The 25883-nt window shown below is 72.6% G+C and carries 17 protein-coding genes, 1 pseudogene and 1 CRISPR repeat array; of the genes and pseudogenes, 7 read left to right on the top strand and 11 right to left on the bottom strand.

The genetic code is table 11. The features are described 5' to 3' along the window. Positions 1-44: 44 nt before the first annotated feature. A CRISPR array of direct repeats spans positions 45-1229; the repeat unit is 36 nt; unit sequence GTTGCAGCCTCTCCGGAGGCTGCGCTTCATTGAGGG. 238 nt (positions 1230-1467) lie between these two features. The 5 genes from AIF0345_RS00325 to AIF0345_RS00305 form a co-directional block, all read right to left on the bottom strand. Further along, a complete protein-coding gene (locus AIF0345_RS00325) occupies positions 1468-2961 on the bottom strand; it encodes a CoA-acylating methylmalonate-semialdehyde dehydrogenase (RefSeq protein WP_268918087.1) in 1494 nt (497 codons plus the stop codon). 694 nt (positions 2962-3655) lie between these two features. After that, positions 3656-4978 (bottom strand): AI-2E family transporter, encoded by a 1323-nt coding sequence (locus tag AIF0345_RS00320; protein WP_084682587.1) that lies wholly within the window; start codon positions 4976-4978, stop codon positions 3656-3658. 164 nt (positions 4979-5142) lie between these two features. Then, positions 5143-5613 (bottom strand): response regulator, encoded by a 471-nt coding sequence (locus AIF0345_RS00315; protein ID WP_043563376.1) that lies wholly within the window; start codon positions 5611-5613, stop codon positions 5143-5145. After that, a complete protein-coding gene (locus AIF0345_RS00310; RefSeq protein WP_268918088.1) occupies positions 5610-7751 on the bottom strand; it encodes an ATP-binding protein in 2142 nt (713 codons plus the stop codon). The genes AIF0345_RS00315 and AIF0345_RS00310 overlap by 4 nt, the downstream gene beginning before the upstream one ends. Next, entirely contained in the window at positions 7751-9217 is a 1467-nt protein-coding gene (locus AIF0345_RS00305) for an SLC13 family permease (RefSeq protein ID WP_404976020.1), read from the bottom strand. The genes AIF0345_RS00310 and AIF0345_RS00305 overlap by 1 nt, the downstream gene beginning before the upstream one ends. A 302-nt stretch (positions 9218-9519) precedes the next feature. Between AIF0345_RS00305 and AIF0345_RS00300 the strand changes: the two genes are divergently transcribed. Further along, positions 9520-10590, top strand: coding sequence for a LacI family DNA-binding transcriptional regulator (locus AIF0345_RS00300; RefSeq protein WP_285296795.1), 1071 nt, complete (start codon positions 9520-9522; stop codon positions 10588-10590). A gap of 329 nt (positions 10591-10919) precedes the next feature. Here the strand turns inward: AIF0345_RS00300 and AIF0345_RS00295 are convergent, their stop codons facing one another. From AIF0345_RS00295 to AIF0345_RS00285, 3 genes are all read right to left on the bottom strand, one after another. Then, positions 10920-12287: an MFS transporter gene (locus AIF0345_RS00295; RefSeq protein ID WP_268918090.1), complete on the bottom strand. Its 1368-nt coding sequence runs from the start codon at positions 12285-12287 to the stop codon at positions 10920-10922. 126 nt (positions 12288-12413) lie between these two features. After that, positions 12414-13307: a phosphatidylinositol-specific phospholipase C domain-containing protein gene (locus AIF0345_RS00290; RefSeq protein ID WP_268918091.1), complete on the bottom strand. Its 894-nt coding sequence runs from the start codon at positions 13305-13307 to the stop codon at positions 12414-12416. Between the two features lie 188 nt (positions 13308-13495). After that, complete coding sequence (locus AIF0345_RS00285; RefSeq protein ID WP_268918092.1) at positions 13496-14329, bottom strand: alpha/beta fold hydrolase; 834 nt, start codon at positions 14327-14329, stop codon at positions 13496-13498. A 242-nt stretch (positions 14330-14571) separates the two neighbouring features. Here AIF0345_RS00285 and AIF0345_RS00280 point away from each other — a divergent pair. The 3 genes and pseudogenes from AIF0345_RS00280 to AIF0345_RS00270 all read left to right on the top strand — a co-directional run. After that, positions 14572-15048 (top strand): annotated as a pseudogene (locus tag AIF0345_RS00280) (S-ribosylhomocysteine lyase); the annotation flags it as partial. A gap of 116 nt (positions 15049-15164) precedes the next feature. Next, the gene (locus AIF0345_RS00275) at positions 15165-16118 is read left to right on the top strand and encodes an AlbA family DNA-binding domain-containing protein (protein WP_404975958.1); all 954 of its coding nucleotides are present in this window, start codon (positions 15165-15167) and stop codon (positions 16116-16118) included. Between the two features lie 522 nt (positions 16119-16640). Continuing rightward, positions 16641-17513 (top strand): hypothetical protein, encoded by an 873-nt coding sequence (locus AIF0345_RS00270; RefSeq protein ID WP_268918094.1) that lies wholly within the window; start codon positions 16641-16643, stop codon positions 17511-17513. 180 nt (positions 17514-17693) lie between these two features. Here AIF0345_RS00270 and AIF0345_RS00265 read toward each other — a convergent pair whose 3' ends face one another. Then, positions 17694-18302 (bottom strand): DUF1269 domain-containing protein, encoded by a 609-nt coding sequence (locus AIF0345_RS00265; RefSeq protein ID WP_285296794.1) that lies wholly within the window; start codon positions 18300-18302, stop codon positions 17694-17696. 283 nt (positions 18303-18585) lie between these two features. Between AIF0345_RS00265 and AIF0345_RS00260 the strand changes: the two genes are divergently transcribed. Then, on the top strand, positions 18586-19515 hold the full coding sequence (locus tag AIF0345_RS00260) for an alpha/beta fold hydrolase (protein ID WP_285296793.1): 930 nt from the start codon (positions 18586-18588) through the stop codon (positions 19513-19515). 152 nt (positions 19516-19667) lie between these two features. On the opposite strand, the gene AIF0345_RS00255 is transcribed toward AIF0345_RS00260, so the two are convergent. Then, positions 19668-21206 (bottom strand): YhgE/Pip domain-containing protein, encoded by a 1539-nt coding sequence (locus tag AIF0345_RS00255; protein ID WP_285296792.1) that lies wholly within the window; start codon positions 21204-21206, stop codon positions 19668-19670. Next, complete coding sequence (locus AIF0345_RS00250; RefSeq protein ID WP_285296791.1) at positions 21203-24187, bottom strand: MMPL family transporter; 2985 nt, start codon at positions 24185-24187, stop codon at positions 21203-21205. The genes AIF0345_RS00255 and AIF0345_RS00250 overlap by 4 nt, the downstream gene beginning before the upstream one ends. A 144-nt stretch (positions 24188-24331) precedes the next feature. Here AIF0345_RS00250 and AIF0345_RS00245 point away from each other — a divergent pair, with 144 nt between their 5' ends. Both AIF0345_RS00245 and mtnN read left to right on the top strand, forming a co-directional pair. Then, positions 24332-25030 carry a TetR/AcrR family transcriptional regulator gene (locus tag AIF0345_RS00245; protein ID WP_285296790.1) on the top strand — a complete coding sequence of 233 codons (699 nt, stop codon included), beginning with the start codon at positions 24332-24334 and terminating at the stop codon, positions 25028-25030. Further along, the gene (gene mtnN, locus AIF0345_RS00240) at positions 25027-25782 is read left to right on the top strand and encodes a 5'-methylthioadenosine/S-adenosylhomocysteine nucleosidase (protein WP_285296789.1); all 756 of its coding nucleotides are present in this window, start codon (positions 25027-25029) and stop codon (positions 25780-25782) included. The genes AIF0345_RS00245 and mtnN overlap by 4 nt, the downstream gene beginning before the upstream one ends. Positions 25783-25883: the final 101 nt, after the last annotated feature.

Here is a 25883-nt window from a genome sequence, read left to right as displayed (position 1 = left end):
AAGCCCCATGAAACCTTGACATCTCCGGCATAATACTGCCTACCGTTGCAGCCTCTCCGGAGGCTGCGCTTCATTGAGGGCGGACGACAATGACCGACTCGTCCACGGACTTCAGTTGCAGCCTCTCCGGAGGCTGCGCTTCATTGAGGGATGGATTCGAGGGCGGCAACCGGGTCAAGACCGAGCGTTGCAGCCTCTCCGGAGGCTGCGCTTCATTGAGGGCGCACCTACGACGACGGCACCTGGACGTGGACGCCCGGTTGCAGCCTCTCCGGAGGCTGCGCTTCATTGAGGGCCTCGGCCTGCTCAGCATGCCGGAGCCCCTGGACGTTGCAGCCTCTCCGGAGGCTGCGCTTCATTGAGGGCAGCAGGCCGGGTCCGCAGTCCACTACGGGGCGTCGTTGCAGCCTCTCCGGAGGCTGCGCTTCATTGAGGGGGGCTGGACGATATCCAGAACATCACCGCCCAGCTGTTGCAGCCTCTCCGGAGGCTGCGCTTCATTGAGGGATGGATTCGAGGGCGGCAACCGGGTCAAGACCGAGCGTTGCAGCCTCTCCGGAGGCTGCGCTTCATTGAGGGCGCACCTACGACGACGGCACCTGGACGTGGACGCCCGGTTGCAGCCTCTCCGGAGGCTGCGCTTCATTGAGGGCAGCAGGCCGGGTCCGCAGTCCACTACGGGGCGTCGTTGCAGCCTCTCCGGAGGCTGCGCTTCATTGAGGGATGCGGGACGCCCTCCACGTCGTCTGCGGCTGGCCTGGCGTTGCAGCCTCTCCGGAGGCTGCGCTTCATTGAGGGGTGGACGCCACCGACGGCTACGACCTTGTCCTCTCGTTGCAGCCTCTCCGGAGGCTGCGCTTCATTGAGGGGCGGGGACCCGGTTGGGGTCGTCGGCGTAGCGGCGGGTTGCAGCCTCTCCGGAGGCTGCGCTTCATTGAGGGGCGACCGATAGGTCGCGGCAGAGACCCGCACAGCGGGGTTGCAGCCTCTCCGGAGGCTGCGCTTCATTGAGGGCAGAACCAGGCCGGCCCCACCGCAGCAGGAGGAAAGGTTGCAGCCTCTCCGGAGGCTGCGCTTCATTGAGGGCAGAACCAGGCCGGCCCCACCGCAGCAGGAGGAAAGGTTGCAGCCTCTCCGGAGGCTGCGCTTCATTGAGGGGAGCCCGGCGGGTACGGGTGGGTCACCCGCCACGAGTTGCAACCTCTCCGGAGGCTGCGCTTCATTGGGCCGGCACTGCTTCCTCCCGGGCCCAGCCCGCCCGGCCCGGGCCCGGGAGCGCAGTGGCCGTCGTCGTCCCATAGAGAGCCGGGGTGCTGGCCGTCCGCACACGAGCGGCGGCCGGCACCCCGGCCGGGGCGAGCCCGGGGCGACCCAGTTGCGCGGGCAGCCCGACGGTCCCGAACCGACAGCCGAACCCGGGCCGCGGCGCCGCTCGGACCGCTCATGCGCGGGCTCACCCGCCCCCGCTCACTCCTCGCGCTGGAAGGACATAGTGGCGGCGTAGGTCTTCTCCGAGGGCCAGCGGCTGGTGACCGCCTTGGCCCGGGTGTAGAACTTGACGCCCTCGGGGCCGTGGATGTGGGTGTCGCCCAGGAGCGACTCCTTCCACCCGCCGAAGGAGTAGTAGGCCACCGGCGTCGGGATGGGCACGTTGATGCCCACCATGCCGGCCTCGACGTCGAGCTCGAAGCGCCGCGCGACCCCGCCGTCGTTGGTGAAGATGGCCGAGCCGTTGCCGAACGGCGAAGAATTGACCTGGGCGATGGCCTCCTCGTAGGTGTCGGCGTGCACGATCGCCAGCACCGGCCCGAAGACCTCCTCGGTGTACAGGGAGGACTCCAGCGGCACATTGTCCACGATCGTGGGGCCGAGGAAGTGCCCGTTCTCGTGGCCGGGGATCACCAGGGGGCGCCCGTCCAGGACGACCTCGGCGCCCTTGGCCTCGGCGTCGTCGATGAGCCCGGTGATGAACTCCTTGGACTTGGCGTCGATGACGGGCCCCATCTCCACGCCCTCGTCCATGCCGTAGCCGACCTTGATCCTCTCGGCGTGGGCCTTGACGCGGCGCGCCAGGTCCGGGCCGCAGCCGCCGACGGCGACCACCACGGGCAGGGCCATGCAGCGCTCGCCGGCCGCGCCGAAGGCGGCGGCGGAGATGTGCTGGGCGGCGAAGTCCAGGTCGGAGTCGGGCATGACGATGGCGTGGTTGTTGGCCCCGCCGAGCGCCTGGACCCGCTTGCCGTGGGAGACGCCGGTGTTCTGGACGATGTGCGCCACCGGGGTGGAGCCCACGAAGGAGATGGCGTCGATGCCGGGGTGCTCGAGCACCTTGGTGACCATCTTGCGGTTGCCGGCCACCACGTTGAAGACGCCGTCGGGCAGCCCGGCCTCCTTGTAGAGCTCGGCGGTCAGCAGGCCCGCCGACGGCGTCATGGACGCGGGCTTGAGGATGAACGCGTTGCCGGTGGCGATGGCGATGGGGTGCATCCACATGGGCACCATGGCCGGGAAGTTGAAGGGGCAGATGCCGGCGACGACGCCGACCGGCTGGCGCAGGGTGCGGATGTCCACGCCCGTGGAGATGTTGAAGGAGTACTCGCCCTTGAGGGCCAGGTTGATCGCGGTGGCGAAGTCGAGGGTCTCGCGGCCGCGCTGGATCTCGCCGACGGCGTCGGAGTAGTTCTTGCCGTGCTCGGCCACGATCATGCGGGCCATCTCGTCCTGGTGGTCCAGCACCAGCTGGCGCATGCGGAACATGATCGCGGTGCGCTTGGCCAGCGACACCTTGGCCCATTCCCTCTGAGCGCGGCGGGCCACCTCGATGGCGTGGTCGAGGTCGGCGTCGGAGGCCTGCAGGAGCTCCCCCTCGATCTCCCCCGTGCCCGGGTTCTCCACCGGGAAGCGCCCGATGGGGGTGCCCTCGTAGTACTGGCCGTCGATCCAGTGCCGAATCGTCTTCATTCGCCTCTCCTCACACCGCTCGGGTGTTTCTGCGTGTCTTCATCGACCGCCGCGCGCGGGGACGCGCCCGCGGCCCATGGCGAGCATATGGCGTTTCTGCCACTTTGTCAGCACATAGTGACGAAGGTCCGCCGGGAGGTCGCACAGTGGGACGATGTCGGCTCCGCACGCCCGCCCTCGGGCTCCGCACGCCCGCCCTCGGGCTCCGCACGCCCGCCGTCAGGCCCCGCACGCCCGCCCTCGGGCTCCGCATGTCGCCGGCAGACGTCCTCGGGCCCCTCCCGGCCTCATGCCCACCCTCGAACTTCGTACACGCCGCCCGGTCGCACCGGCCGCGAGCGGAAGGTACGTTCACGTTCCGGCCCAAGGCCGGTCCGCAGAGCCAGGCGGCGCCCCTGCAGGGCCGGAGCCGAACACCTCGACGACCGGCTCTAGAAAGAAAAGGTGGCTCCCACGCACTTTTAAGGCGCTTGCCGCCCCCGGACGCAGAGAGGATCGGCATGATTCCGCGGTTTCATGACGCAGGCAGAGCGGTACCGGCGGGTAAAAGTGCGTGGGAGCCACCTTTTTCCACCAGTCTCCACCAGGGCCGGCCTCCAGGAGACCGCGGAGAGCCGACTGGGCGCTCCTGTCCGGCCCCGTGATCCGATCTCGACGCGGAATACGACTGATCTCGGCGAGGGGGACCACCCGCTCAGGCCGGCTCGTCGCCGGCCCTCCCACCGCCGGCCCTCCCGGTCTCGCCGGAGTCCCTGCCGCCTTTGATGACGGGCCGGTCGTGCTGCGGGTCCTCCTCGCCGATGCCGTCGCCGTCCAGGTCGAGCGTCTCGACCGTGCGGGGATCGAGCTCGTCGGGCCGCAGCACCGGGTTGTCGCCGGCCGACAGGAAGATGCCCACCCAGCGCGAGCGGCTGTCGGAGTCGATGAGCACGCACTTGACGAAGAGCGTGAGCGGCACGGCGAGGATCGTGCCGAGCGCCCCGATGACCTGGCTCCAGAACAGCAGGGACAGGAAGGTCGTCGTCGTGTTGAGGCCGACGGCGTCCCCGGTGAACTTCGGCTGGATAAGACTCTGGATGACGAAGTTGAGCACCGCGTACGCCACCAGCACCCACAGCGCCGTCCACGGCCCGGAGTCCACCAGCGCCAGCAGGGCCGGTGGAATGACACCGAGGAAGAAGCCGATATTGGGGATGTAGTTCGTGATGAAGGACAGCACGCCCCAGGTCACCGCCATCGGCACCCCGAGGAACCCCAGGGCGATGACGTCGAAGACCGCGACAATCAGGCCGAAGACGGTCGACACCAGCCAGTAGGAGCGCACCGCCCCGGCGAAGTCCGCGAGCGCACGGGCGATTCCGGGCTTGAGGACCGTCAGCGCCTGAGCCCGCACCTCGATACGGGACATGTCGAACATGAGGAAGAGGACCGTCAGCCCCATAATGCTCAGAATCGAGCCGAAGCTCGTGATCTGCGCGAGGAGCCCCTGGGCCACCGTGACGACCTTGTTGGTGTCCATGGACCGCGAGACCTGGTCGAGCAGCGCGGACTGATCTACGCCGAACCGCGCCAGCAGGTCCTGGATACTCCCCCAGATCGCCTGGAACTTGGCCGTGTAGGCGGGCAGGGTGTCAACGAGCTGGACAATGGCCACGCCCAGCGCCGCGAACATCATGGCCACGAAGGCGTAGATGATAATGATCGCGCAGATGGCGGACACGGAGCGGGGCACGTGATGGCGGCTGGCCCAGCTCACCAGGGGCCGCACGGTGATGACGAGCGTGAGGGCGAAGAAGGCCGGGCCGACCAGGGCCTGTGCGAAGTAGATCCCGGCGCAGCTCACGGCCAGGGCGGCGACAGTGATCGCGATGGCCTCGCCCTGGAGCCGATCCTCGGAAGCGGCCTGGCTCCCGGTCGCCGGCGTCGCCCGTCCTCCGATCGCGGGCGCGGCCCGCTCCCCGGCGGAGGCGACCTTGTTTCCAGCGGTGGGCGCAGGGGTAGCAGGGGTAGCAGTCATACGCGCATCCTTTCACGGTCGCTCCCCTCAATGCCTCAGGAGATCGCGAACCGCTCACCCGGGCCGGGCCCGGCCGCGGGCGCGCCGGGCCTCGGGAGGCCCCCTGCGAGACCGCCCCGTGAAGAACCTGAGATCCGGGTGCACTGGGCCCGCGGCCGCGCCGCTCAGCGCAGCGCCTCCATGGCCCGCGCGCCGTCCAGGGCCCGCAGGTGCGGCAGCGGGTCGAGCCCGGTGTCGAGCACGAAGTCGGTCAGCTGGGCACGCACGGTGGCCTGCAGGTGCGCGGGGTCCCAGGGCTTGGCGATGTAGTGGTCGAGGCCGGCCTCGTTGACGGCGCGAATCGTGTCGTCCTGGTCGGCCTGCCCGGTGACCAGGACCTTGCGGGCGGCGGCGGTGCGCTCGTCGTCGGTCATGGCCACGAGCATGTCGACGCCGCTGCGGCCGGGCAGGCGGTGGTCGGCCAGGACCAGGGCCACCAGGTCGCCGTCGGCGTCCGCCTCATCGACCACCTCCCACGCGTCCTCGACGTCCTCGGCGGGCTCGATGCGCACGACGCCGTCGAAGGGGGCGAGGTCGCCGACGACGGCGTCGCGGACCTCGGGCTCGTCCTCGACGACGAGGATGACCAACTTCATGGTGCCTCCTGGGTGTGGTCGGTGGGCAGGGTGACGCGCACGAGCGTGCGTCCGGGCCGGGACTCGACGACGATGGTGCCGCCGTGGGCGTCCACGACGGACTTGGCCAGGCCCATACCCAGGCCCAGGCCGAAGCGGACCTGGCCGTGCTTGGTGGTGAAGCGCGGCTCGAAGATACGCGGCAGGACCTCGGGCGCGATGCCCGGCCCATTGTCCTCGACCTCGACGCGCACGGCGCCGGGCTCCTGCGCGACCCGCAGAATGAGGCGGCCCGCACCCGCCTCACGGCCAGCTCCGGCAGCCTCCTCGCCCGGCGGCCGGCTCGCGGTCCCGTCCTCAGCCGCGCCCACCCCCTCCCCCCAGGCGGCGCTTCCGCCCGCCTCACGCCCGGCCCCACCCGCCTCACGCCCGGCCCCGGCAACCCCCTCGCCCCGGACGGCAAGGGCGGCCAGGGCGTCGGCGGCGTTGGTCAGCAGGTTGGTCCACACCTGGGCGAGCTCGCCGGGGTGCGCGGGCACGACCGGGGCCGGGTCCGCCTCGCCGGGGTACTCCCGCTCGATCTGGACGCCGTGCAGACGGTGCGCGGTCAGGCGCAGCGCGTCCTCAAGGACCTCGCGCACATCGACGTCCTGGAACGCCTCCCCCTGGGGACGCACGTAGGTCGACAGGCTGGCCACCAGGCCGCTGATGCGCCCGGTCGCCACACGCATATTGCGCTCGGCCCGCCCGATCGACGCGGCGGCCTCCAGGGTGGCCAGGCGCTCGGGGTCGGCGGCCAGGGCCCTGATATCGGCCGGCTCCCTGCCGGCGGCCAGGCCCGCAGCGACGATCCTGCGGGACAGCTCGCGGTCGCCCAGGACCCGCTCCAGGGCGCGGCGCTCGCTCCGCTCGGCGCGCGTGGAGGCGGGCGGCCGGGTGCGCGCCGCCTCGGCGGTGCGCGCAATGGCCTCGCCCTCGGGGTGCGAGGCCAGGACGGAGTCGAGGCCCGTCTCCAGGTGCGCGCCGGCCCGCTCAAGGGCCGCGACGGGGTTGTTGAGCTCGTGGGCGATCCCCGCGGCCAGCTCGCCGAGCGTGGCGAAGCGCTCCTGGGCGAGCAGCTCCATGCGGGCCTGCTCGAGCGCGGCCAGCGCCTCGGTCGCCTGAGCCTTCTCGGCGGCGACGGCGGCCGCCAGCTCGATCTTCTCGACCTGCAGGATCTCCGAGCGCGACAGGCGCTTGGTCAGCGACCCGATGAGCAGGGCCGCCAGGGCCTGCTCGGTGGCGGGGTTCTCCCGCAGCGCCCGGTCGAGCTGCTCGATGGACAGCAGGATGAGCTCGACGTCGGTGGTGGTCGTGGAGGTGACGTAGGCCAGGCCCTGGCCGGCCAGGGAGACCAGCCCGATAATGCGTCCGGTGGTGGCGTGGTGGAGGGTGACCTCGCCGACGCGCGTGTGGCGGGTCAGCGCCACCGCCCCCGACACCACGATGTAGACGCCGTCGACGACCTGCCCCTGGTGGGTCAGGCGCACCCCGGGCGGCAGCCGCAGGCGCGGCCGGGGCCCCAGGACCGTCTCGCAGGCGGCGATGAGCTCGGCGGTCAGCGCGTCCGTCCCGTGGGCGAGGGCCTCCAGCAGGGGCGAGCGGGCGGACTCCGCAGTATCGACGTCGGTGGCCAGCAGGGCGCGGCGGGAGTCGTCGGGCAGGTGGTCGCGCAGCCAGCGGCCGGTCTGGGCGGCGGCGCGGTGGGCGATGGCGCCCGGCGTCCAGGGCACCGCGACGACCTCGCGGACCAGGTCCTCGTCAATGGCGCGCCCCAGGTCGTGCAGCTCGGTGCGCTCGGTCAGCAGGACCAGGCGCGCCGCGGCCAGGGCTGGGTGGTGGTCGACGGCGGCGGCGACGTCGTCGAGGCTGCCGACCTCATCGGTGGCGATGATCAGGGGCACCGTCGCAGCGGGGGCGTCCGTCTCGCTGCGCCGGGCCCAGGCGAACAGCTCGGCCAGGGAGCGGGTGCGCATGACTCGGGCGACGCAGCCCACCGCGGACTCGACCTCGTGCGCCGCCTGGGAGCCGAGCGAGGCCGGGGAGACGACGGCGACGACGAGCGGGGGCGCGCCCGGCGGGGCGGGCGCATCCGGTGCACCGGGCGGGGCGGCGGCCATCAGATCAGCCCCAGCGCGGACCACAGCGACGGCATGAGGAGGACGAGGAGCGCCGCGCCCGCCACTCCGACGACGACGCCGACCCTGGCCATGTCCGCCGTCGTCACCTCGCCGGTGGCGTAGGCGATGGCGTTGGGCGGCGTCGAGATGGGCAGGCTCATGCCCAGCGAGCAGGCCAGCGCCAGCACGACCGCGATGGTCACCGGCTCCAGGCCGTCGATGCCGGTCGCCAGGCCCATGGCCAGCGGGATGAGGAGGTTGGAGGCCGCCGAGTGGCTGATGACGTTGGACATGGCCAGCCCCAGCATCCCCATGACGACGACGACGGCGAAGGCCGGCATGGCGTCCCACCCGAACAGTCCGAGGATCCAGGCGTCCAGGCCGGTGGCGGCCACGCCGTCACCCAGCGCGATGCCCCCGGCGACGAGCCACAGCACGGGCCAGGACAGGCGCCCCAGGTCCTCGGCGCCCATGACCTGGGTCACCAGCAGCGCCGCGACCGCCAGGAACCCGACGACGTTCGCGCTCACGCCGTGGAGGGACTCGGTCATCCACGCCAGGATCGTGGCGGCGGCGATGACGTAGAAGGTGACGGCCCTGCGGTCGGTGTGCCACTGGGCCCGCATGTCCAGCTCCACCGTCAGCCCGCCGGGCAGGAGCAGGGCGCAGATGAGCAGCCAGGCGCCCACGAGGATCAGGACCATGAGCGGCACCGCCATGATCATCCAGTCCAGGAAGCTGATGCGGTAGCCGGCCTCCTCCAGCGCCCCCAGGGCGATGGCGTTGGGGGGCGTGCCCACGGGTGTGCCGATGCCGCCGACATTGGCCGCCACCGGGATCGACAGGGCCAGCCCGGCGCGCGCCCTGCCGGCGGGCAGGGCGCCCAGGATCGGGATGATGACGGCGAACATGGTGGCGGTGGTGGCCGTGTTGGACATGAACATGCTCAGCATGGCGGTGATGACCATGAGGCCCAGGACGGTCGTGCGCGCCGAGCCGGTGAAGGGCCTGATGAGGACCGCGGCGAGGTTCTTGTCCAGGCGGTACTTCTCCGCGCCGTCGGCGATGAGGAACCCGCCCAGGAACAGGATGATGACCGGGTTGGCCAGGGCGCCCAGGAAGGTGGAGTACTTGGTGGCGTCCCCGGGCACGGGCAGGAGTGCCTGGTTGGAGATCAGCAGGATCTCCAGGGCGATCACCAGCACGGCGGTGGCCACCAGCGGGATCGCCTCGGTGACCCACAGGACGATCGCCAGCCCGAAGACGGCGAGCATGCGCTCGCCCATGTCCTCCAGGCCGGGGACGTCCACGATGAGGGGGATGAGGAACACGACGGCGCCCAGGACCAGGCCGATGATCTGCCTGCGGGTCAGAGCGGGCCCGTGCACGGAGCGGTCGGCGGAGCGCCCGACGGCGGGACGGGGGCGGCGCAGCGACGGCGTCGGCACGGGCTCCTCCTTGAGCATCGGGCCCGGCACGCCGATGGTGCCGGACAAGAACTGGCAGCCCGGCGCCTTTGCCGAGCCGGGCTCAGCCTACAGGATTTCGCCCCGGCGTCCGGGAGCTCCGGCCACCGCTCCCCTCCTTGTCGTCGAGATCGGTCGAGTTCCGCACCGAGATCGGTTCGCTTCCGCCTCGAGATCGGTCCCCGCGGCGGCCGGGGAACTACCATCGGAGACGGCGGCCCGCCCGCCGCCGCAAGCACTCGGAAGGCGGCGGGCGGGCCGCCCGCACACCAGGCAGGACGACGACGCACCGGGAGGCGCCGATGGGCGGGGCACGGGTGACGCTGCGCGACATCGCACAGGCGCTGGGGGTGTCGACGAGCACGGTCTCGCTGGCCCTGCGCGACAGCCCGAGGATCAGCACCCCCGTCCGCGAGCAGGTCAAGACCGAGGCCGAGCGCATGGGCTACAGCACCGACCTGGCGGGCACCCTGCTGAGAACCTCGCGTCCCAGGATCATCGGGCTCCTGTGCCGCCTGGACCAGGACCTGCACTTCACCTACCACGAGCACATCCTCGCCGCGGCCGCCGCCCGCGGCTATCGCACGGTGGTCGCGGGCATCTCCAGGAGCACCTCGACCGCGGAGGCCCTCGTGTCCCTCCGCGAGCTGCGCTGCCAGGCCCTCATCGCCATCGACCCGGGCTCCCTGGGCGGCCTCGACCCCCGCAGGACGGCCGTCCCGACGGTGGCCATCGGCCAGGAGCGCCCCTTCGCCTCCTGCGACCTGGTGACCAGCAACAACCTCGGGGGCACCGCCGAGATCACCGCCCACCTGATCGCCGTCGGGCACCGGGAGGTGGTCTACCTCGAGGGCCCCGCGGGGGCATCCACCGACATAAGACGGCGCACCCTGCTGGAGACGGCCCAGGGGACCTCCCTGTCGGTGCGGACCGTGCCCGGCGGAGCAACTGTTGACGCCGGTTTCGCCTCGGCCCTGGCCCTCGTCGAACGCGGCGAGCTCGTCGGCGCCGTCGAGGCGGGCACGGCCGCCGGGTCCCGGGGGGCGGGTGGGGACGATGACGGCCCGCGACAGGCGACGGCGGTCCTGTGCTACAACGACCAGTGCGCGCAGGGCGCCCTCCTCGCCCTGGCCCGGCGGGGCCTGTCAGTGCCCGACGACGTCTCCGTGGTCGGCTTCGACAACACCCGCGGAGCGGCCTCCCGGGCCTTCGACCTGACCTCCGTGGACCGCGACCCCGCCGCGGTCGCGGCGCTGGCGGTGGACATGGCGATCTCCCGGTGCGAGGGCGGGGACGGCCCGCCCCGCAGCGAGTCGGTACGCACCCGGATGGTGGCCCGCTCCTCCTCCGGCCCCGCACCGGGCACGCGGTAGCGGCCGGCCCGGCCGGACCGCACCAGCGTGCGACCAGGCGCTGACGGGCGGGATGGGACCCCGCGCCCAGCCGGACCGCGCCCTCGTCGGCGGACCCGTGCTCGCCTGCGGCGGGACCTGGCCGCGCCCGGCCGCACTGTGCGGGCCCGCGGCGGCCCCGCACGCGCTCACGCGTTCCGGACCCCGCCCCGGACCGTCCGAAGCGGGGGTGCCGAGGCCCCGCGCGCTCACGCGCCCTCCGGGCGCCCGGCACCGCCGTCGTCGCACCCCTCAGCAGGGATGCGTCACCCGGCGGGCGGCCCGCGGACCCCCTCACCGGCCAGGCCTCGTCATGAGGCGCCGATATCCTCCCGCTCGGCGCCCCGCCGGGCGGCGCGCGCGTCCCAGCGCCTCCTGAGCACCAGGGCGAAGACGACGCCGAGCACGGCGTAGGCGCCCAGGATCATGAAGACGATGTTGTAGCCCCGCACGATGTCGCCGGCGGCCTCGTTGCGGTCGATGATCGAGCCGAACCAGTAGGTCCCGTACAGGGCGGGGGTGTAGCCGATCGTGGTCGCGGCGGACATGGCTGAGGCGCGCACGCGGGTGGGGATCCCGGCCTCGCCGATCGGCGAGTAGTAGATGCCGCGGATCATGTAGCAGCAGAACGCGGCTGTGAAGATGACGGCGAAGGCGGGGACCAGCAGGCCGAGGCTGGTGGGGGTGGGCGAGCTCGGCTTCGGCAGGACCACCTCGAGGAACAGCATGGCCGCCATAATGGCGAACAGGATCCAGAACAGGTGGGCGCTGGAGCGGAAACGGCGGTCGGCGAGCTGGCCGGCCGCGCCCGGGGCGACAATGCGGGCCGCGGAGATGATCAGGCCCATGGAGCCGGCCACGACGGCGGGCAGGCCGTAGACGTCGACGAGGTAGGTGTTCAGAAGCGTGGCGCACATGACGAACACGCCGTAGGCGCAGGAGGCCGCCAGGCCGGTGATCCACACATCGGGGATCCTCAGGGCGCTCAGGAGGTCCTTGACGGTGAAGGACTCCTGCTTGTCGCCCGCGGTGCGGGCCCTGATGCGGGCGGACCGGGGGAAGGCGAAGAAGACGAGCAGGGCGGACAGCAGGGTGATGCCGGCGGAGATGATCATCGTCCAGCGCATGGCGGCGACCTCGTGGCCCGCCAGCGCGCCGCCCATCCACTGGAAGATGGTCAGGGACAAGGCGCCCTCGATGAAGGTGATAATGCCGCGCCCCATCTCGAACAGCCCGAAGACGGCCGCCTGGTGGGTGTCGTCGGTGGTCATGGAGATGGCCTTGAAGTTGGTCGTCTTGTAGATCGCCTCGGTGAACACCAGCATGAGGCCGTACCCGCCGACGACGATCCAGAACCCGGACGGCGAGACCGGAACCATGAGGGCCAGGGCGATGGCGACCGCCCCGGAGACCACCGAGCTGACGATCATGACGTGGTGGGTCTTGAACCTGTCCCCGGCCCAGCCCAGCGGGATGGTCAGGAACAGCATGATGAAGCCCTGAAGGCCGGCGATGACGCCCAGCTGGGACTTGTCAATTCCGAAGGCCGCCATGAGCGGCGTCGTCAGCGACGTCCGCAGGTTCCAGAACATGTAGATGAGCTCGGCGTTCGCGGTGATGAACACGAACCGCAGCAGGGAGGCACGGGTGAAGCCGTACCGATTCATGAATGCACTCATGGGTGTCCTTTGAATGTCATGTGAATGTCGTGCGTCCGGCCCGCGGCCGGGCGCCGCCCCTCCCGCTCCTTTGCGGGAGGGCTGTCGGCGGTTGCGGTCGGTGGCTAGTCAGTGGCTAGTCAGTGGCTATCGGGGGTGGTTGCCGAAGCGGTTGAGGGCGATGGTCCTGGCCGCCAGGTCGGCGGTGACGAAGTCGTAGATGAGGACCCCGGGGATCGGCCTCTGGGGGCGCGCGCCCCAGGAGCCGAGCACGCCGGCCACCCGCGGGTTGAGGGCGCGCGCCCACCGGAGCGGGTTGCCGGGCGCCCCGTTGGTCGCGCTGACGTGGTTGAACCTGAGCCGGTGGTCCCGCTCGTCGACGGGCCTGATGAGCGCAGTGATCGCCTCGAGCTTGTCCTCGACCGCGGGCCCGTCCCACATGTCCTGCAGCTCGATCGCCGGGTTGTCGTGCCAGCGATAGGCCCACCTGACGCCGTCCACCGCGCTCGCGTCGAACTCCGCCGGGTTGCACTCCAGGGCCACGATCCCGCCGCGGACCCGCCCCAGGCTCGGCCAGCGGACGGGGTCGTCGGGGAGGTGGAAGAGGTCGCGGTACTCGCGGACCGCGCCCGTCAGGGCCTCGGTGTACTCGGAGAAGTCGTCCTTGTCCTCGTTGGCGTTCTGGAGCCTCATAAGGACCGTCTCGCCGGGGTGCGCCTCCAGGAAGTCGGCGACTGCACCCAGGACGTCGTCGATGTCGTACCCGGTCGGGGAGTAGCGGTGGGCGATCGTCCCGTCCCGCCGCAGCCGGATGTCGACGAAGCGCACACCGCAGTCCAGCTGCTCGACCAGGGACAGGCTCTGAGTCGTGGTGTAGCCGTCACAGCGGTGGGTCATGGTGTCGTGCGTCCCGGGCACCGCGAGGCGGTCGAGAGCGACGTCGTCGTCGATCCGGGACATCCAGTCGGTCGGCGCGCCGCCCGCCGGGACATCCTCGGCCCGCTCGGCGCCGCCGGCGACATCGGCTTCCCTGTCCTTCATTGCCAAAGCGACCTCCTTGTCGTGGAAACGAGCGGCGGGAGTGGGGTGGCCTCCGCCCACGAACAAGATAATCACTGAATTCAATCGATTGCACAAGACAGAGAGCGGAGTCTCAGACATGACGTAGATCACACCAACTTGAGGGTGTGGGAAGCCGGTCCGCCGCTCCGGCGCGGCCCCGGGCGGCGTCAGGAGAACCGGCTCTCCAGCCAGGTATCGACCGCGCCGTAGAAGCCCTCGGGGCGGGTGCGCCGCACGTTGTGGGCGCCCCCCGGCACGAGCGCCGTCGTCACGAGCGGGTTCGCGAGCCGCTCGACGACCTCCAGCCCTTCGCGCCCCACGCGCGCCGCGCCGGGCCGGTCCCCGGTGACCAGGAGCGCGGGGACCGCGAGCGCCGCCATCGCCTCGACCCACTCGGTCTCCGGGGCGACCACACCGGTGCGCAGCAGCGCGGGATCCGTGCGCCGGCTCGCCCACACCCCCGCCACGGCCTCGCAGTCGGGCACCTCGGGGTCGGCCAGGGCGCGCGCCACGGCAGCCGCCGGGTCGGCGACCTCGGCCGCGCGGGCGCGCTCGCGCCCGGCGCCGCGGGCGAGCAGCTCGGCCGGGCTGCGCGAGCCGAAGCGGGCCGGGTCGTGCAGGACGACGCCGGTGACCAGCTCGGGGCGGCGCCCGCCCACGACCATGGCGGTGGCGGCCCCCATGGAGTGGCCGACGACCACGGGCGGGGGCGCGGCGGGCAGCCCCAGGGCGCGCCGGCCGCGGGCCTGGACGTCCAGGTCCTCCAGGACGGCGACGGCGTCGTCGACGAGGACCTCGCCGGCGCGCTCCAGCTCGGCGGGCTCCCAGCGCGGGGACAGGCCGTGGCCGCGGGCGTCGGCGGCGATCACCCGGTAGCCCAGGGCCCGCCAGTGGTCGATGGCGTCGGTCTGGGAGACGGCCGAGGCGGTGATTCCGTGCAGGAGTACCAGGGTGGGGGCGTCGTCGGGCCCGACGACGATGCGTGCGAGAGGATGGCTCATACCCCCATTGTCCCCCGACGGCGGGGCTCCAGGTCGATGAGGCTGCCCCGCCCACGGGATTCTCCGGGGTGCGGACCTCGCACAGCGGCGCCCGCTCGCGCAGCGGCCCCGCCCGGGCGGATGCGGCGAGTCCTTGACGCCACGGATATCTCCCATGTCCGCAGCGGCCCCGCCCGGGCGGATGCGGCACTTACTCGCACGACCCCCTCCACGGGGCTCCGCTGCGCGGATAGCCTGGGGTCATGAGCGAGTACACGCAGACCTCGGGACCGCGCATGAACGTCGAGTCCTTCAACCTCGACCACACGCGGGTGGTCGCACCCTTCGTGCGGATCGCGGACCGCAAGCGCCTGCCGGGCGGCGACGAGCTGGTCAAGTACGACGTGCGCTTCACCCAGCCCAACCGCGAGCACCTGGAGATGAGAGCGGTGCACTCCATCGAGCACCTGACCGCCGAGCTCATGCGCAACCACACCGACCGGCTCATCGACTGGGGGCCGATGGGTTGCCAGACCGGCTTCTACGCCCTGACCCTGGGCCTGGAGCCGGCCGAGTTCCTGCCGCTGCTGGAGACGACCTTCCGCGACATACTGGAGGCCGCCGAGGTGCCCGCCGCCAACGAGGTGCAGTGCGGCTGGGGTGCGAACCACTCCCTGGAGGCGGCGCAGGAGGCCGTGCGCGGCTTCCTCGCGGCGCGCCTGCAGTGGGAGGTCGTCATCCCCGCGGCGGCGGGCCCTGCCGCTCCGGCCCCCGCCGGGGCTGCGGATTCGGACGCCCCCGTGGAGCCCGGGACCGCTGCCGCGACCCCCGCCGCCTCCGAGCAGAGCGCCGACGCGTGACGCCCCTGGAGTCGACCACCCACGACGTCATCGTCGTCCCGCAGAGCCCGATCCTGCTGCTGACCGTCCTCCTGCAGCCGGGGATGATGCTGCTGGCCTACCTCGTGGGCAGCCTCACCCGCCGCATCCTGCGCCGCCGGGGCACGAGCCTGTCCTCCTCCGCGGCCACGCTCACGGCCCTGCTGGGCCTGTGGGGCGGCCTGGCGCTGGGGGCCTGGTTCCTCGAGGAGGACTACCTGTGGGCGCCGCGCCTGCTGGTGTGCGCCGTCGCCACCGCCGTCGGGGTCATTGTGCTGACCTCCGCCGCGGCCGCATGGCTGCAGCACGAGCCCGAGCTCGAGCCGATCGCCGACGTCGCGCGTCACGGCGAGTCCGAGCGCCTGGAGTTCAAGTCCTCCGCGCGCGTCAACCTGCGCACCGGCAAGCGCGACGACGCCATGGAGACCGTCGCCGCCAAGACGGTGGCGGCCTTCCTGAACTCCCGCGGCGGCACGCTGCTGCTCGGCGTTGACGATGACGGCCGGCTCATCGGCCTGGGTCCGGACTACACGACCCTGCGCCACGAGAACGCCGACCGCTACGAGCTCTTCCTGCGCGACCTGTGGCGCGTCCGCCTGGGGGCGAACGCCGCGACTCTGCCGCGCCTGGACTTCGCCCCCGCCGATGACGGTGATGGCGCCGAGGTCTGCCGGGTCACCGTGCCGCCCTCGCCGGCGCCCGTCTACCTGTCCGGCCCCAAGGGCCGGGGCGGGCGAGAGCTGTGGGTGCGGGCGGGCAACTCCACCCAGCGCCTCGAGGTCGATGACGCCATCACCTACGTGGCCCAGCGCTGGCCGCACGCGGTGCGCCCCTCCTGGCGCAGCCGGATCGGCGCCTACCTGCTCTACCACCGCCGCCCTGCCGGGGCGCCGGCCGATGGCGGCCATACTCCCGGCGGCCTCGTCGGCTAGAACGTGTCCTGCGGGTCATCGGAGCCAGAGCCGTACAGCAGGCCGAAGGCCGGTCCCGTCGAGATCGATGAAGGGGCGGGCGGCGCACCGTGCTGACCGGCGCGTCCCGTCAGGCGGCGCGCCCTGCCGAGCGCTTGACCGGACCCCGCACGCACCCGACAGTCCCATCGAGCGCCTTTGCGCTCAAAAAGGTGGCTCCTACGCACTTTTACAGTGCACGGCACCGTCGCGGGTTGCAAAGTTTGGCGTAATTCCGCGGTTCTGCAGCAGGCGGAGATGAGACACGAACGTTAAAAGTGCGTAGGAACCACCTTTTTCGACAGGAAACACAGCCGGAAGCGTCCGAACGCACCCGTGCAGACGTCTGTGACGCCTCGGACCCCTCAGACGAGCAGCTGCGGGCCCCGCAGACGGGTGCGGAAGCGCACGTGGAGTTGTGGGCGCCTGCCGGCGGCCGGCCACGTTATCCACAGGGTGGCGCAAACCTTGTCACCGGCGGCCCCGCCGGTCGATGCTCGTTTCATGCGATACACCGAACGGCGGGACGCCGTGCTGCGAGCGCTGGCAGCCGCGCACGGGGCGGCCAAACAGCGATTCCTGGCCGCCTCAGAACACTGCCGTCGCACTCTGGGCCGCATGGTGGCCGACGGAATCGTCGTCCGCCACCCGCAGCACGTCATCGCCCTGCCGGGAACGGACCGGCCCACCATTATCGCCCGGCGCCTGGGCGGCCTCATCGCCTGCGCGCACGCAATGGAGCACTACGGCATCGCCCTTCAGGAGAGCCCCGGAAGCCGGCTCCACATTATCGCCCCCTACGACCAGCACCCCGTAGACGGCATCGGGCGCGTCATCATCCACAGGAACGCCGGCGCTCCCATCGACCCGCTGGGCTCGCCGTTCGCCGACCAGGAGACCGCCATCCTCACCTTCATGCGCTGCGCATCGGAGCTGGACGCGCTCATCGCCCTGGACTGCGCCCTGCGCGGCGGCCTGGTCACCCGCGCCCAGCTTCTCGCCAGACTGCGCGGGCCGAGGAACGGCCCCATGCGCGCGCTGCTCGCCCGCGCCGACCCGAAGGCGCGCTCCATCCTGGAGACTATCGCCCGATACGAGCTGGAGGAGGCCGGCGCTCCGCCGGAGGTCGCCGTTGAGACGCCCATCGGCGAGCTCGACCTCGTCCTGGGACAGCGTCTTGCGATCGAGACCGACGGTCACGCCTTCCACTCGTCCCTGGCCGACTGGACGCAGGACCGCCGCCGCGACCAGTGGCTCCTGCGGCACGGCATGACGCCGCTTCGCCTGACCGCCCAGCAGGTCCTGGCGCACCGGACGGTGGAGATCGTCCGTCCCATTGCCGGGCGCCTCGGCTGCTGGCCCGGGAGGGCGACATAAGACTCGCACGCGCTTTCTTCTCGTCGAGATCGGTAGATCTCCGCACCGGGATCGGTTCGCTTCCGGCTCGAGATCGGTTCGAGGCGCCCGCCCGGCCCGCGCCCCCGGAATCAACCATCTGCACCCCGAGGGCCCGCGGAAACTCGTCCGCGGCCCCTCAGCAGATAGCCGCTCTTACACTCACTTCTTGCGGTGGAGCTTCTCGCGCAGGGAGTCGACGCGATCCTCCCACTTCTGCTTGCGCTCCTGCCGGCGCTCCTGGTGCAGCACCCGGGCGGCCTCCCTGTCAGCGGCGATGGCGGCGGCCTCGGCGGCCTCCAGCTCGCCGAGGACCTGGTCGGCCTCGAGCCGCAGGACCTGGCCGCCCAGCGGGGAGACGACGCCGTCGAGCACCTCGGTGGCGTACTCCTCGACCTCGGCGAGGATGGCGGTGGTGCCCGCGGGCAGCCGTCTGCTGAGCTCGCCGATGGCGGTCTCGGAGCGATCCACGCGGTCGGCGTCGGCGAAACCGCCGATCAGGGAGCCGGCACCCCATCCCAGCAGCATGCCCAGTGGGCCCCCCAGAATGCCGACGGCCATGCCGATCAGGCCCCCGCCGACGGTCGCGCCCCCGATCACGGCATCCTCACCCTCGGCCAGGCGCAGGCTGCCGTCGGCGCCGCGCTCCCCGATGACGGCCGCGGCGATAGTGATCCGCCCCTCGGCGGCCGCCCCGCGCAGGACGCTCAGCGCCTTATAGGCGTTTGCAGATTCCTCGAAGCCGACGATGACGAAATTGTGTGCAGCCATAAAACCGTCCCATCATGTCCTTACTGCGTACTGACGTCATAACGGTAGGCGCCGCGGCTGACAGAGAACTGAATATATAAGCAGAAGTGTCCATGAGTGCGCTCCGAGGCCCCGGAGCAGCATGCGTCGCATTCGGACAGACCGGCCTTTCGGCGGGTAGGAGAAACCCCGGTCACGTCGCGCCCGCCGGACCCCTGGCGAGGGCCGGGCGGCCGCCCCCGGTCTCGCCGGGTGCGCCCGCCCGCCGGGCGGCCGCTCCCGCCGGCCCCGGTAAACTCCGGGCGTGACCGAGCCGACCGACTCTTCCGCGTCCGCCTCCGCCCCTGCTCCTCTCGCCCGCCGCCTGGCCGGCCCCCTGGTCGACGGCGCCGCCCCGGTCCTGGTCCTGTGCCACGGCATCGGCGACTCGGCGGCCTGCTGGGTCGAGGCCGTCGAGCGCTGGACGGCGGCCGGCTACCGCGTCGTGGCGCTCGACGCCCGCGGTCACGGCGATTCCCCGCGCTGGGACGACGCCGACCTCGCCTCCCAGGCGACCGCCGGTGCCCGCCTGGCCGCCGACCTGGAGGCCGCCCTGGCCGACCTGCGCGCCCGCGGCCTGAGGCCGCCGGCCGGGGCCGCCGACGCCGGGCCCCTGACCGCCCCGCTCATTGTCGTCGGGCACTCCATGGGCGGGGTGACCGCCCTGGACGTCGCCGCCCGCCGACCCGACCTGGTCGATGCCGTCGTCGCCGAGGACCCCGCCTTCGTCACCCCGGTCTGGCGCCGGATCCTGGCCCTGAGGGCCTCCGGCAAGGTCCAGGAGATGAGGAGCGTCGCCGCCGACCCCCAGGCGCGCCTCGCCCAGGAGGCAGCCGACCACCCCGCCTGGTCGCGCCGGGAGGTGCGCGCCTGCGTCGAGGCCTCCTGCGCGGTCGATCTGCGCTTCATCGCCTTGGGCTGCGTGGGGCCGCCCGCCCCCTGGCGGAGGGTCGTGGACTCGCTGGCCGTTCCGACCCTCATCGTCACCGGCACCGACAACGTGGTTCTGCGCGGGGACTACTACTTCGCCCTGACCCGCCGCGCGAACCCTCACGTGTCGACGGCGGTCATCGAGGGCGCGCCCCACAGCGTGCGACGGACCGTCCCCGAGCAGTTCCACGCGGTCGTCGACCCGTGGATGACCCTCCGCGCCGCCCGCCCGGCGGCCCGCCGCCCGGGCTCCCACCGCGCGTGACCGGCGCCCCGGGCGTCCCGGACACGTCCCGGGCGTCCCGCCCGACGTCCCGCTGCCCGGGCTCCCACCGCCCGCAGCGCTCACCGCCCCTCACACGGCGGCGAGCTCGCGGGCGGGCTAATGGTGGAAACACCTTGTGGATGCACCACCCCTCACGCGGCGGCAAGCTCGCGCCGCAGCACGGCCAGGGACGTGGCCCGGCGCCGGCGCACCGCCAGCGTCATAACCAGGGTGCTCGCCGCCGCCCACAGGCACAGGACGACGGCCGCGGACCATCCGCCGCCCCCCGCCGTCCCCAGCATGATGCCGCCCAGGGCCGAGTCGAGCACCGTGACCGGCAGAGCGCCCGCCATCCCACCGGGAGCGTTCACCGACAGGACCCACGCCGCCTGAGCCACCAGGGCCAGGAGCGAGACGGCGCTGGTCCCGCGCGCGCCGAACGCGGCCATGAGGGCGGCGTGAAGCACTGTCATCGCCACCGCTCCCAGCAGGACCAGCCCGCCCACGGCCCACACGTTGCCGAACCGGGCACCCGCGAGCGCCAGCGCCCCGGTCAGCAGCGTCGCCTGCACCACGGCCAGCCCGAGGGCGGGCCTCAGCGAGGTGATGGCCAGTCGGGCCGGCGTCATGGCCGCCTCCACATGGCGCCGGCCCATGATCCCCAGCCCCGAGACGACGACCAGCGCCCCGATCCACAGGGCCAGGCTCAGCGCCTGCGGACTCATGCGCGTGGCCGCCGCGGCGTCGGAGTCCGCGCGCGCGCTCACGGACACGGGCTGGGCCAGCGAGTCGGCGAGCTCCTCGGCCTCCTGATCGCTGTAGGACGGCACGGCCCCGGACGCGGTGCTCAGCCCGTCGTTGAGGGCGCTGGCGCCGCTGGACACCCGGGAGGCCCCAGTGGCCGCGGAGGAGGCCGCGCCGGTCAGGGCCCCGGAGCCGGCCGAGACCTGCCGCAGGGAGGCGCACAGCTGCGCCGATCCCCCCATGGCCTCGCAGTTGGCCGCCAGCTGGTCGACCGCGCCCGTGTAGCTGTTGACGGCGCCGTTCAGGGTGCCGCCGGCCGCCGTGTCCCCGCTGGAGCCGATCCCGGCGGCGAGCTGCTCGGCGCCCGAGGAGAGGGTCTCGGCCGCGGTGGAGGCCTGCCCGAGCCGATCGGACAGGGTGCTCAGCGAGGACAGGGAGCCGTTGAGGTAGGAGGTGGAGATGGTGGTTCCCAGCGAGTCGACGGCCGCGGAGACCGCCTCCTGGCTGACCGCGCCCGCGGCGGAGGCAGACGACTGGGAGGTCTCCACCTCGACGGCGGCCTGCTCCGGGGTGCCGCCGAGCGTGCTGGCGATGGCCTGGGAGAAGCCGGCCGGGATGGTGATGACCGCCTCGTAGGTCCCGTCGGTCAGGCCCTCGGCCGCCGTGTCCTGGGTGACCACGGAGTAGTCCAGGCGCTCGGTGGTGGCGCCGGTGGCGGACTTGGCGGTCAGGGCGGTGCCGGGGTCGGTGAGGCGGCCCACCAGGAGGCGGCCCGCGGGCAGCGTGCTCCCGTCGGGCGCGGTGGCCGGGGTGTCGAGATTGACGACGGCGGCGGGGATGGTCGCGGCCGAGGCCGCCGGGGTGGTCGCGGCGCGCACCACCACCAGGCCTGCGAGCGCGGGCACGAGGGCGATGAGGACGGTCAGGATGAGGGAACGGCGTGTCATGCGATGGCCTCGCTCGTCTTGTCGGAGGTGTCGGAGGTGCTGGAGGTGCCCGGGGAGCCCGGACCGTCGGGGCCCTCGGGGCCGCGCTGGCCGGAGGCGGGAGCGGGGCCGCGGCCGCGCCGGATGGGGGCGCGCCGGACGTGCGCGGCGCCGTCGGCGTCGATGTCGATGACGGCGTCGACAGCGACCTCGGGGCGCTCCTCAGCGGTGGCGGCGTCGGCGGTCACGACGACGGCCACGCCCCGGGAGGCCAGCTCGGCCACGCGCTTCCACCGCCTGTGCCCGGGGTCGTCGACGACGACGATCCTCACGTGGGAGGGCACCGGGTCGTCGTAGGCATGGATGGCGGTGGTGACGGACTGGATGGCGGCCGTGCCGTCGGGCAGGACGTGGTCGGCCACGGCGAGGATGCCGCCGGCCGGCTGCAGCCGCCCGCCGATGGCGGCGGCCAGGGCGCGCCGCGTCAGGGGCTCGGCGGCGCGCACGAGGGCGACCTGCCCGCCGCCCAGGGCGAGGGTGAGGCCGCGCAGGGCGTCGCCCTCGTCGTCAGCGAGCACGAGGTCCTGGGCGCGCAGGACGGCGGGGCCGTGCGCGGCGGTCCAGGCCTCGTGCTCCAGGGTGCGCTCCAGGCCCTCGCCCTCGACGTCGATGACGGGCAGCTGGCGCTCCAGGAACGGGGGCAGCCACCAGGCCCGCTCCCCCAGGGCCGCCATGAGGGCGGGGACGAGGGTCATGCGCACGACGAAGGCGTCGGCGAGGATGCCGACGGTCAGCCCCACGGCGATGGGCTTGATGTAGACGTTCTCGGTGTGGATGAAGGCCGCGAAGACGCCGGCCATAATGACGGCGGCGGCGCCCACCACCTTGGCGCTGCCCGCGAACCCGGCCTCGACGGCCTCAACGGCGGCCCTGCGGCGCATGGCGGGGTCAGTCGGGGTATCGGCTGAGCCCGCCGGCCCGCCGGCGGGGCGGCGCCGGATCCACTCCTCGCGCATGCGCGAGACGAGGAAGACCTCGTAGTCCATGGCGAGCCCGAACAGGACGCCCATGACGATGACGGGCAGGAAGGAGATGACGGCCCCGACCTTGGAGACCTGGAGCAGGTCGGCGGCCCAGCCCCAGCCGAAGACGGCTCCGACGGCGCCCATGCCCGCCGCGAGCGAGAGCAGGTATCCCAGGGTGGCGGTCAGCGGCACCGCCACGGAGCGGAAGACCACCGTGAGCAGGATGAGGGACAGGCCCACCACCACGATCCCGAAGGGCAGCAGGGAGGCGTTGAGGGACTCGGCGACGTCGATGGCGACGGCCGCCTGCCCGGTGACCATGACGTCGCTGATGCCGTAGTCGTGCTCGTAGCCGTCGGCGCGAGCGCGGATGTCGCGCACCAGGTCCATGGTGGCCGGGTCGGCCTGGGACCTCTCTGGGCGGATCTGGATGAAGGCGAGGGTGCCGTCCTGGTTGGGCGTGGCCAGGGCGACAGCGGAGACCCCGTCGAGGTCGGCGATGTCCTGGGAGAGCCGGTTCACGGTGCCGACCGGGTCGGTGGTGTTGGCGATGTCGGCGATGACGATAATGGGCGAGTTGTAGCCCTCGCCGTAGGCCTCGGCGATGGCGTCGTAGGTCTGGCGCTGCTGGGTGCCCTTGACGGCGAAGCCGTTGTCGGTCAGGGCCAGGTGCAGCCCGCTGATAGGGATGGCGGTGATCCCCAGGAGGAGGACGACGGCGCCGATGGTGAGCCAGGGCCGGCGGGTGAGGGCGCGCACCCAGCGGGTGGCCGGACCGGCCTTCACCGGCGTACCCGGCTTCGCCGTCCCGGCCGATGCGGCCTCCCCGGCCCCCTCGACCGCGTGCGCGGCGCTGCCGGAGCCCGCTGCGGCCCCGGCGCTCCCGGAGCCTGCGGCGTCGGCCCTGGAGGCCCGGCGGCCCCGGCGGCTGGAGCCGCGGGGCGCCAGCCGCTTCCCGATGAGGCCGATGAGGGCGGGCACGGCGGTCAGGGCCACCAGCACGGCTACGGCGACGACCGCCGCGGAGGCGACCCCCATGGTGGTCAGGAACCCGATCCCGGCCACGCTCAGGCCGCACAGGGCGACGACGACGGTGGTGCCGGCGAAGACGACGGCGCTCCCGGCCGTGGCCACGGCGCGCCCTGCGGCCTCGGCGGGGGCGACGCCGTCGGCGAGGTACTCCCGGGCCCGGGAGATGATGAACAGGGCGTAATCGATGCCCACGGCCAGCCCGATCATGACGGCCAGCACCGGGGTGGTGGAGTTGATGTCGGTGGCGGCCGCGGCCAGGAGGATGCCGAGCATGCCGGTGCCGACCCCCAGGGAGGCCGCCACGAGCGGGGCGCCGGCGGCCAGGACGGAGCCGAAGGTCACCAGCAGGACGACGGCGGCGATGACGACGCCGACCAGCTCGGTGCCGGAGATGCCGATGCCCACCTTCTGGCCGATGTTGCCGCCGAGCTGGACGTCGACGGCGGGGTCGTCGGCGTGGGCCTGATCGGCCAGGTCCTCCAGGTCCCGGGCGACCTCGGCGGCCCTGGGGGTGTTGCCGGTCAGCACCGAGCCCACGGAGGTGTCGGCCTGGACCTGGACCAGGGCGTGGGCGCCGTCGGCCGACACGGTGGAGGACGTGCCTGTCTGCGCGTCCCCGAAGGGGGCAGAGACCATGGCGACGCCGTCGATGTCGGCGGCCCTGCTCGCGAAGGTGTTGACGGCGTCGGCGTGGCCGCCGATATCGCCGTCGGAGGCGGTGAAGAGGACCTGCTCGCTGGTTCCGGCCGCCTGCGGGAGGCGCTCGTCGAGGACCTCCAGGCCCTTCATGGACTCGGTCCCGGAGATGGTGAAGGTGTCGGTCAGGCGCATGCCGACGGCGCTGACGGCGCCGCCGAGGATGGCGATGAGGAGGAGCCAGGCTGCCAGGACGCGCGGGGCGCGCCGGGCGCACCAGCGGCCCAGGGAGTGCAGATAGGCGGACACGGCGGTCCTTTCAGGGTTGGTGGTCGGCAAGTTCGATACAGGAATGTACTCGGTACATTTCTGTATCGAAACTTGGCGTCCTGTGATTCCCGGCACCCCGATGCCAGCGCGCCGCAGCACCCCTGAGGTACGGTGATGCGCAGCATGAGCTCCCGCACCACCCCGAAGAAGCCCGCCCGCGCCGCGGGCAAGCGCCCGCGCAAGCGGGAGAACACGCGTGCGCGCCTGGTCGAGGCTGCCGCGGACGTCATAGCGACCAAGGGCATCGCCGCCACCCGCATCGACGACGTCGTCGGCGAGGCGGGCTTCACCCGGGGGGCCTTCTACTCCAACTACTCCTCACTGCAGGAGGTGCTCACCGAGGCGATCGTCGCCCGCGCCAACGCGCTGATGGAGCGGGTCACGGCCGCCGTGGAGGCGATGGAGGCCCCGACCATGGAGTCGCTCATGGAGATGCTCGACTCCATACGCCCCGAGGCCCGCGCCATCCACCTGCTGACCAGCGAGTACACGCTCTACCGGCTGCGCCACCCCGACAGCCCCCAGATGGCGGCGGGCCGCGAGGAGCTGATCGCCCGGTTCTCCGAGATCATCGCGAAGGTGCTCGCGCGCATGGGGCGGCGCCCCGCGGTCTCCACGACGAGCCTGGCCGATGTCATCTGCCTGCTCTACCTGGACTCCGTCGTGAACCAGCCGGCCAGGTCGGCCGGCTCGGCAGCCGCCCCGCCCGCGCAGGCGCCGCCGTCGGGCGCCGGCACCTCCACCTACGAGGTCATCGAGGCGGTTCTGCTCGGACTGAGCGAGCCGGTCGAGGCTCCCCCCGGCGTAGGCTCGCCGGCATGAGCTCTGCGAGTCCCGCCCGCCGCGTCGCCGCCGTCGTCTCCTGCGCCATGGCCGAGGAGGCCCGGCCCTTCCTGGACGCCCTGCCCGAGCGGGCCGACGCCGAGCCCGTCGCGCTGCTCGGGGGCGCCCGGGCCTGGTTCCTGCGGCTGCCGGGCGATGGCGGGCGCGAGCTGGTCCTGGTGCGCAGCGGCATCGGGCTGGTCGCGGCGGCCGGCGCGCTCGCCACGGTCCTGGCCCGGGTGGAGCCCGACGCCGTGGTCTCCGCGGGCACCACCGGGGGGCTGGGGCGGGATGTCGAGGTCGGGGACGTGTGCGTCTCGGCCGCCCTGGCCTACACCGACGCCGACGCCACCGCCTTCGGCTACGCCTACGGCCAGACGCCCGGTCAGCCCGCCTTCTTCGAGGGGGACGCGGGACTGCTCGCCCGCGCGGTCGAGGTCGGCCCGGCGGCCCTGGCGGGGGCGACGCCGTCGTCAGGCTCGGCGCGCCTGCGCACCGGGCAGATGCTCGCGGGGAACTCCTTCGTCACGGCCGCCAACGTGGGGCGCACGCGCGACCTCTTCCCCGAGGCCGTGAGCACGGACATGGAGTCCACCGCGCTGGCGCAGGTGGCTGCGGGCGCCGGCGTCCCATTCGTCTCCGTGCGCGGCGTGTCCGATCTGTGCGGGCCCGAGGCGGGGCAGGACTTCCACATCGGCGCCGACGAGGCCGCCGCCCGCAGCGCCGCCGTCGTGCTGGCGCTCCTGGGCTGAGGCGGGCCGGGCCGGGGCGGGCGGGCAGCGCGGCCAACGTCAACGGAGCTTCGTCGCATGAACGTACCTTTCTCCCATTCTTCTGAGGTCTATCACCAGAA

The organism is Actinomyces israelii (genome assembly GCF_030253495.1).
Taxonomy (GTDB): Bacteria; Actinomycetota; Actinomycetes; order Actinomycetales; family Actinomycetaceae; genus Actinomyces; species Actinomyces israelii.
This window is presented reverse-complemented; position numbering and strand designations above follow the sequence as displayed.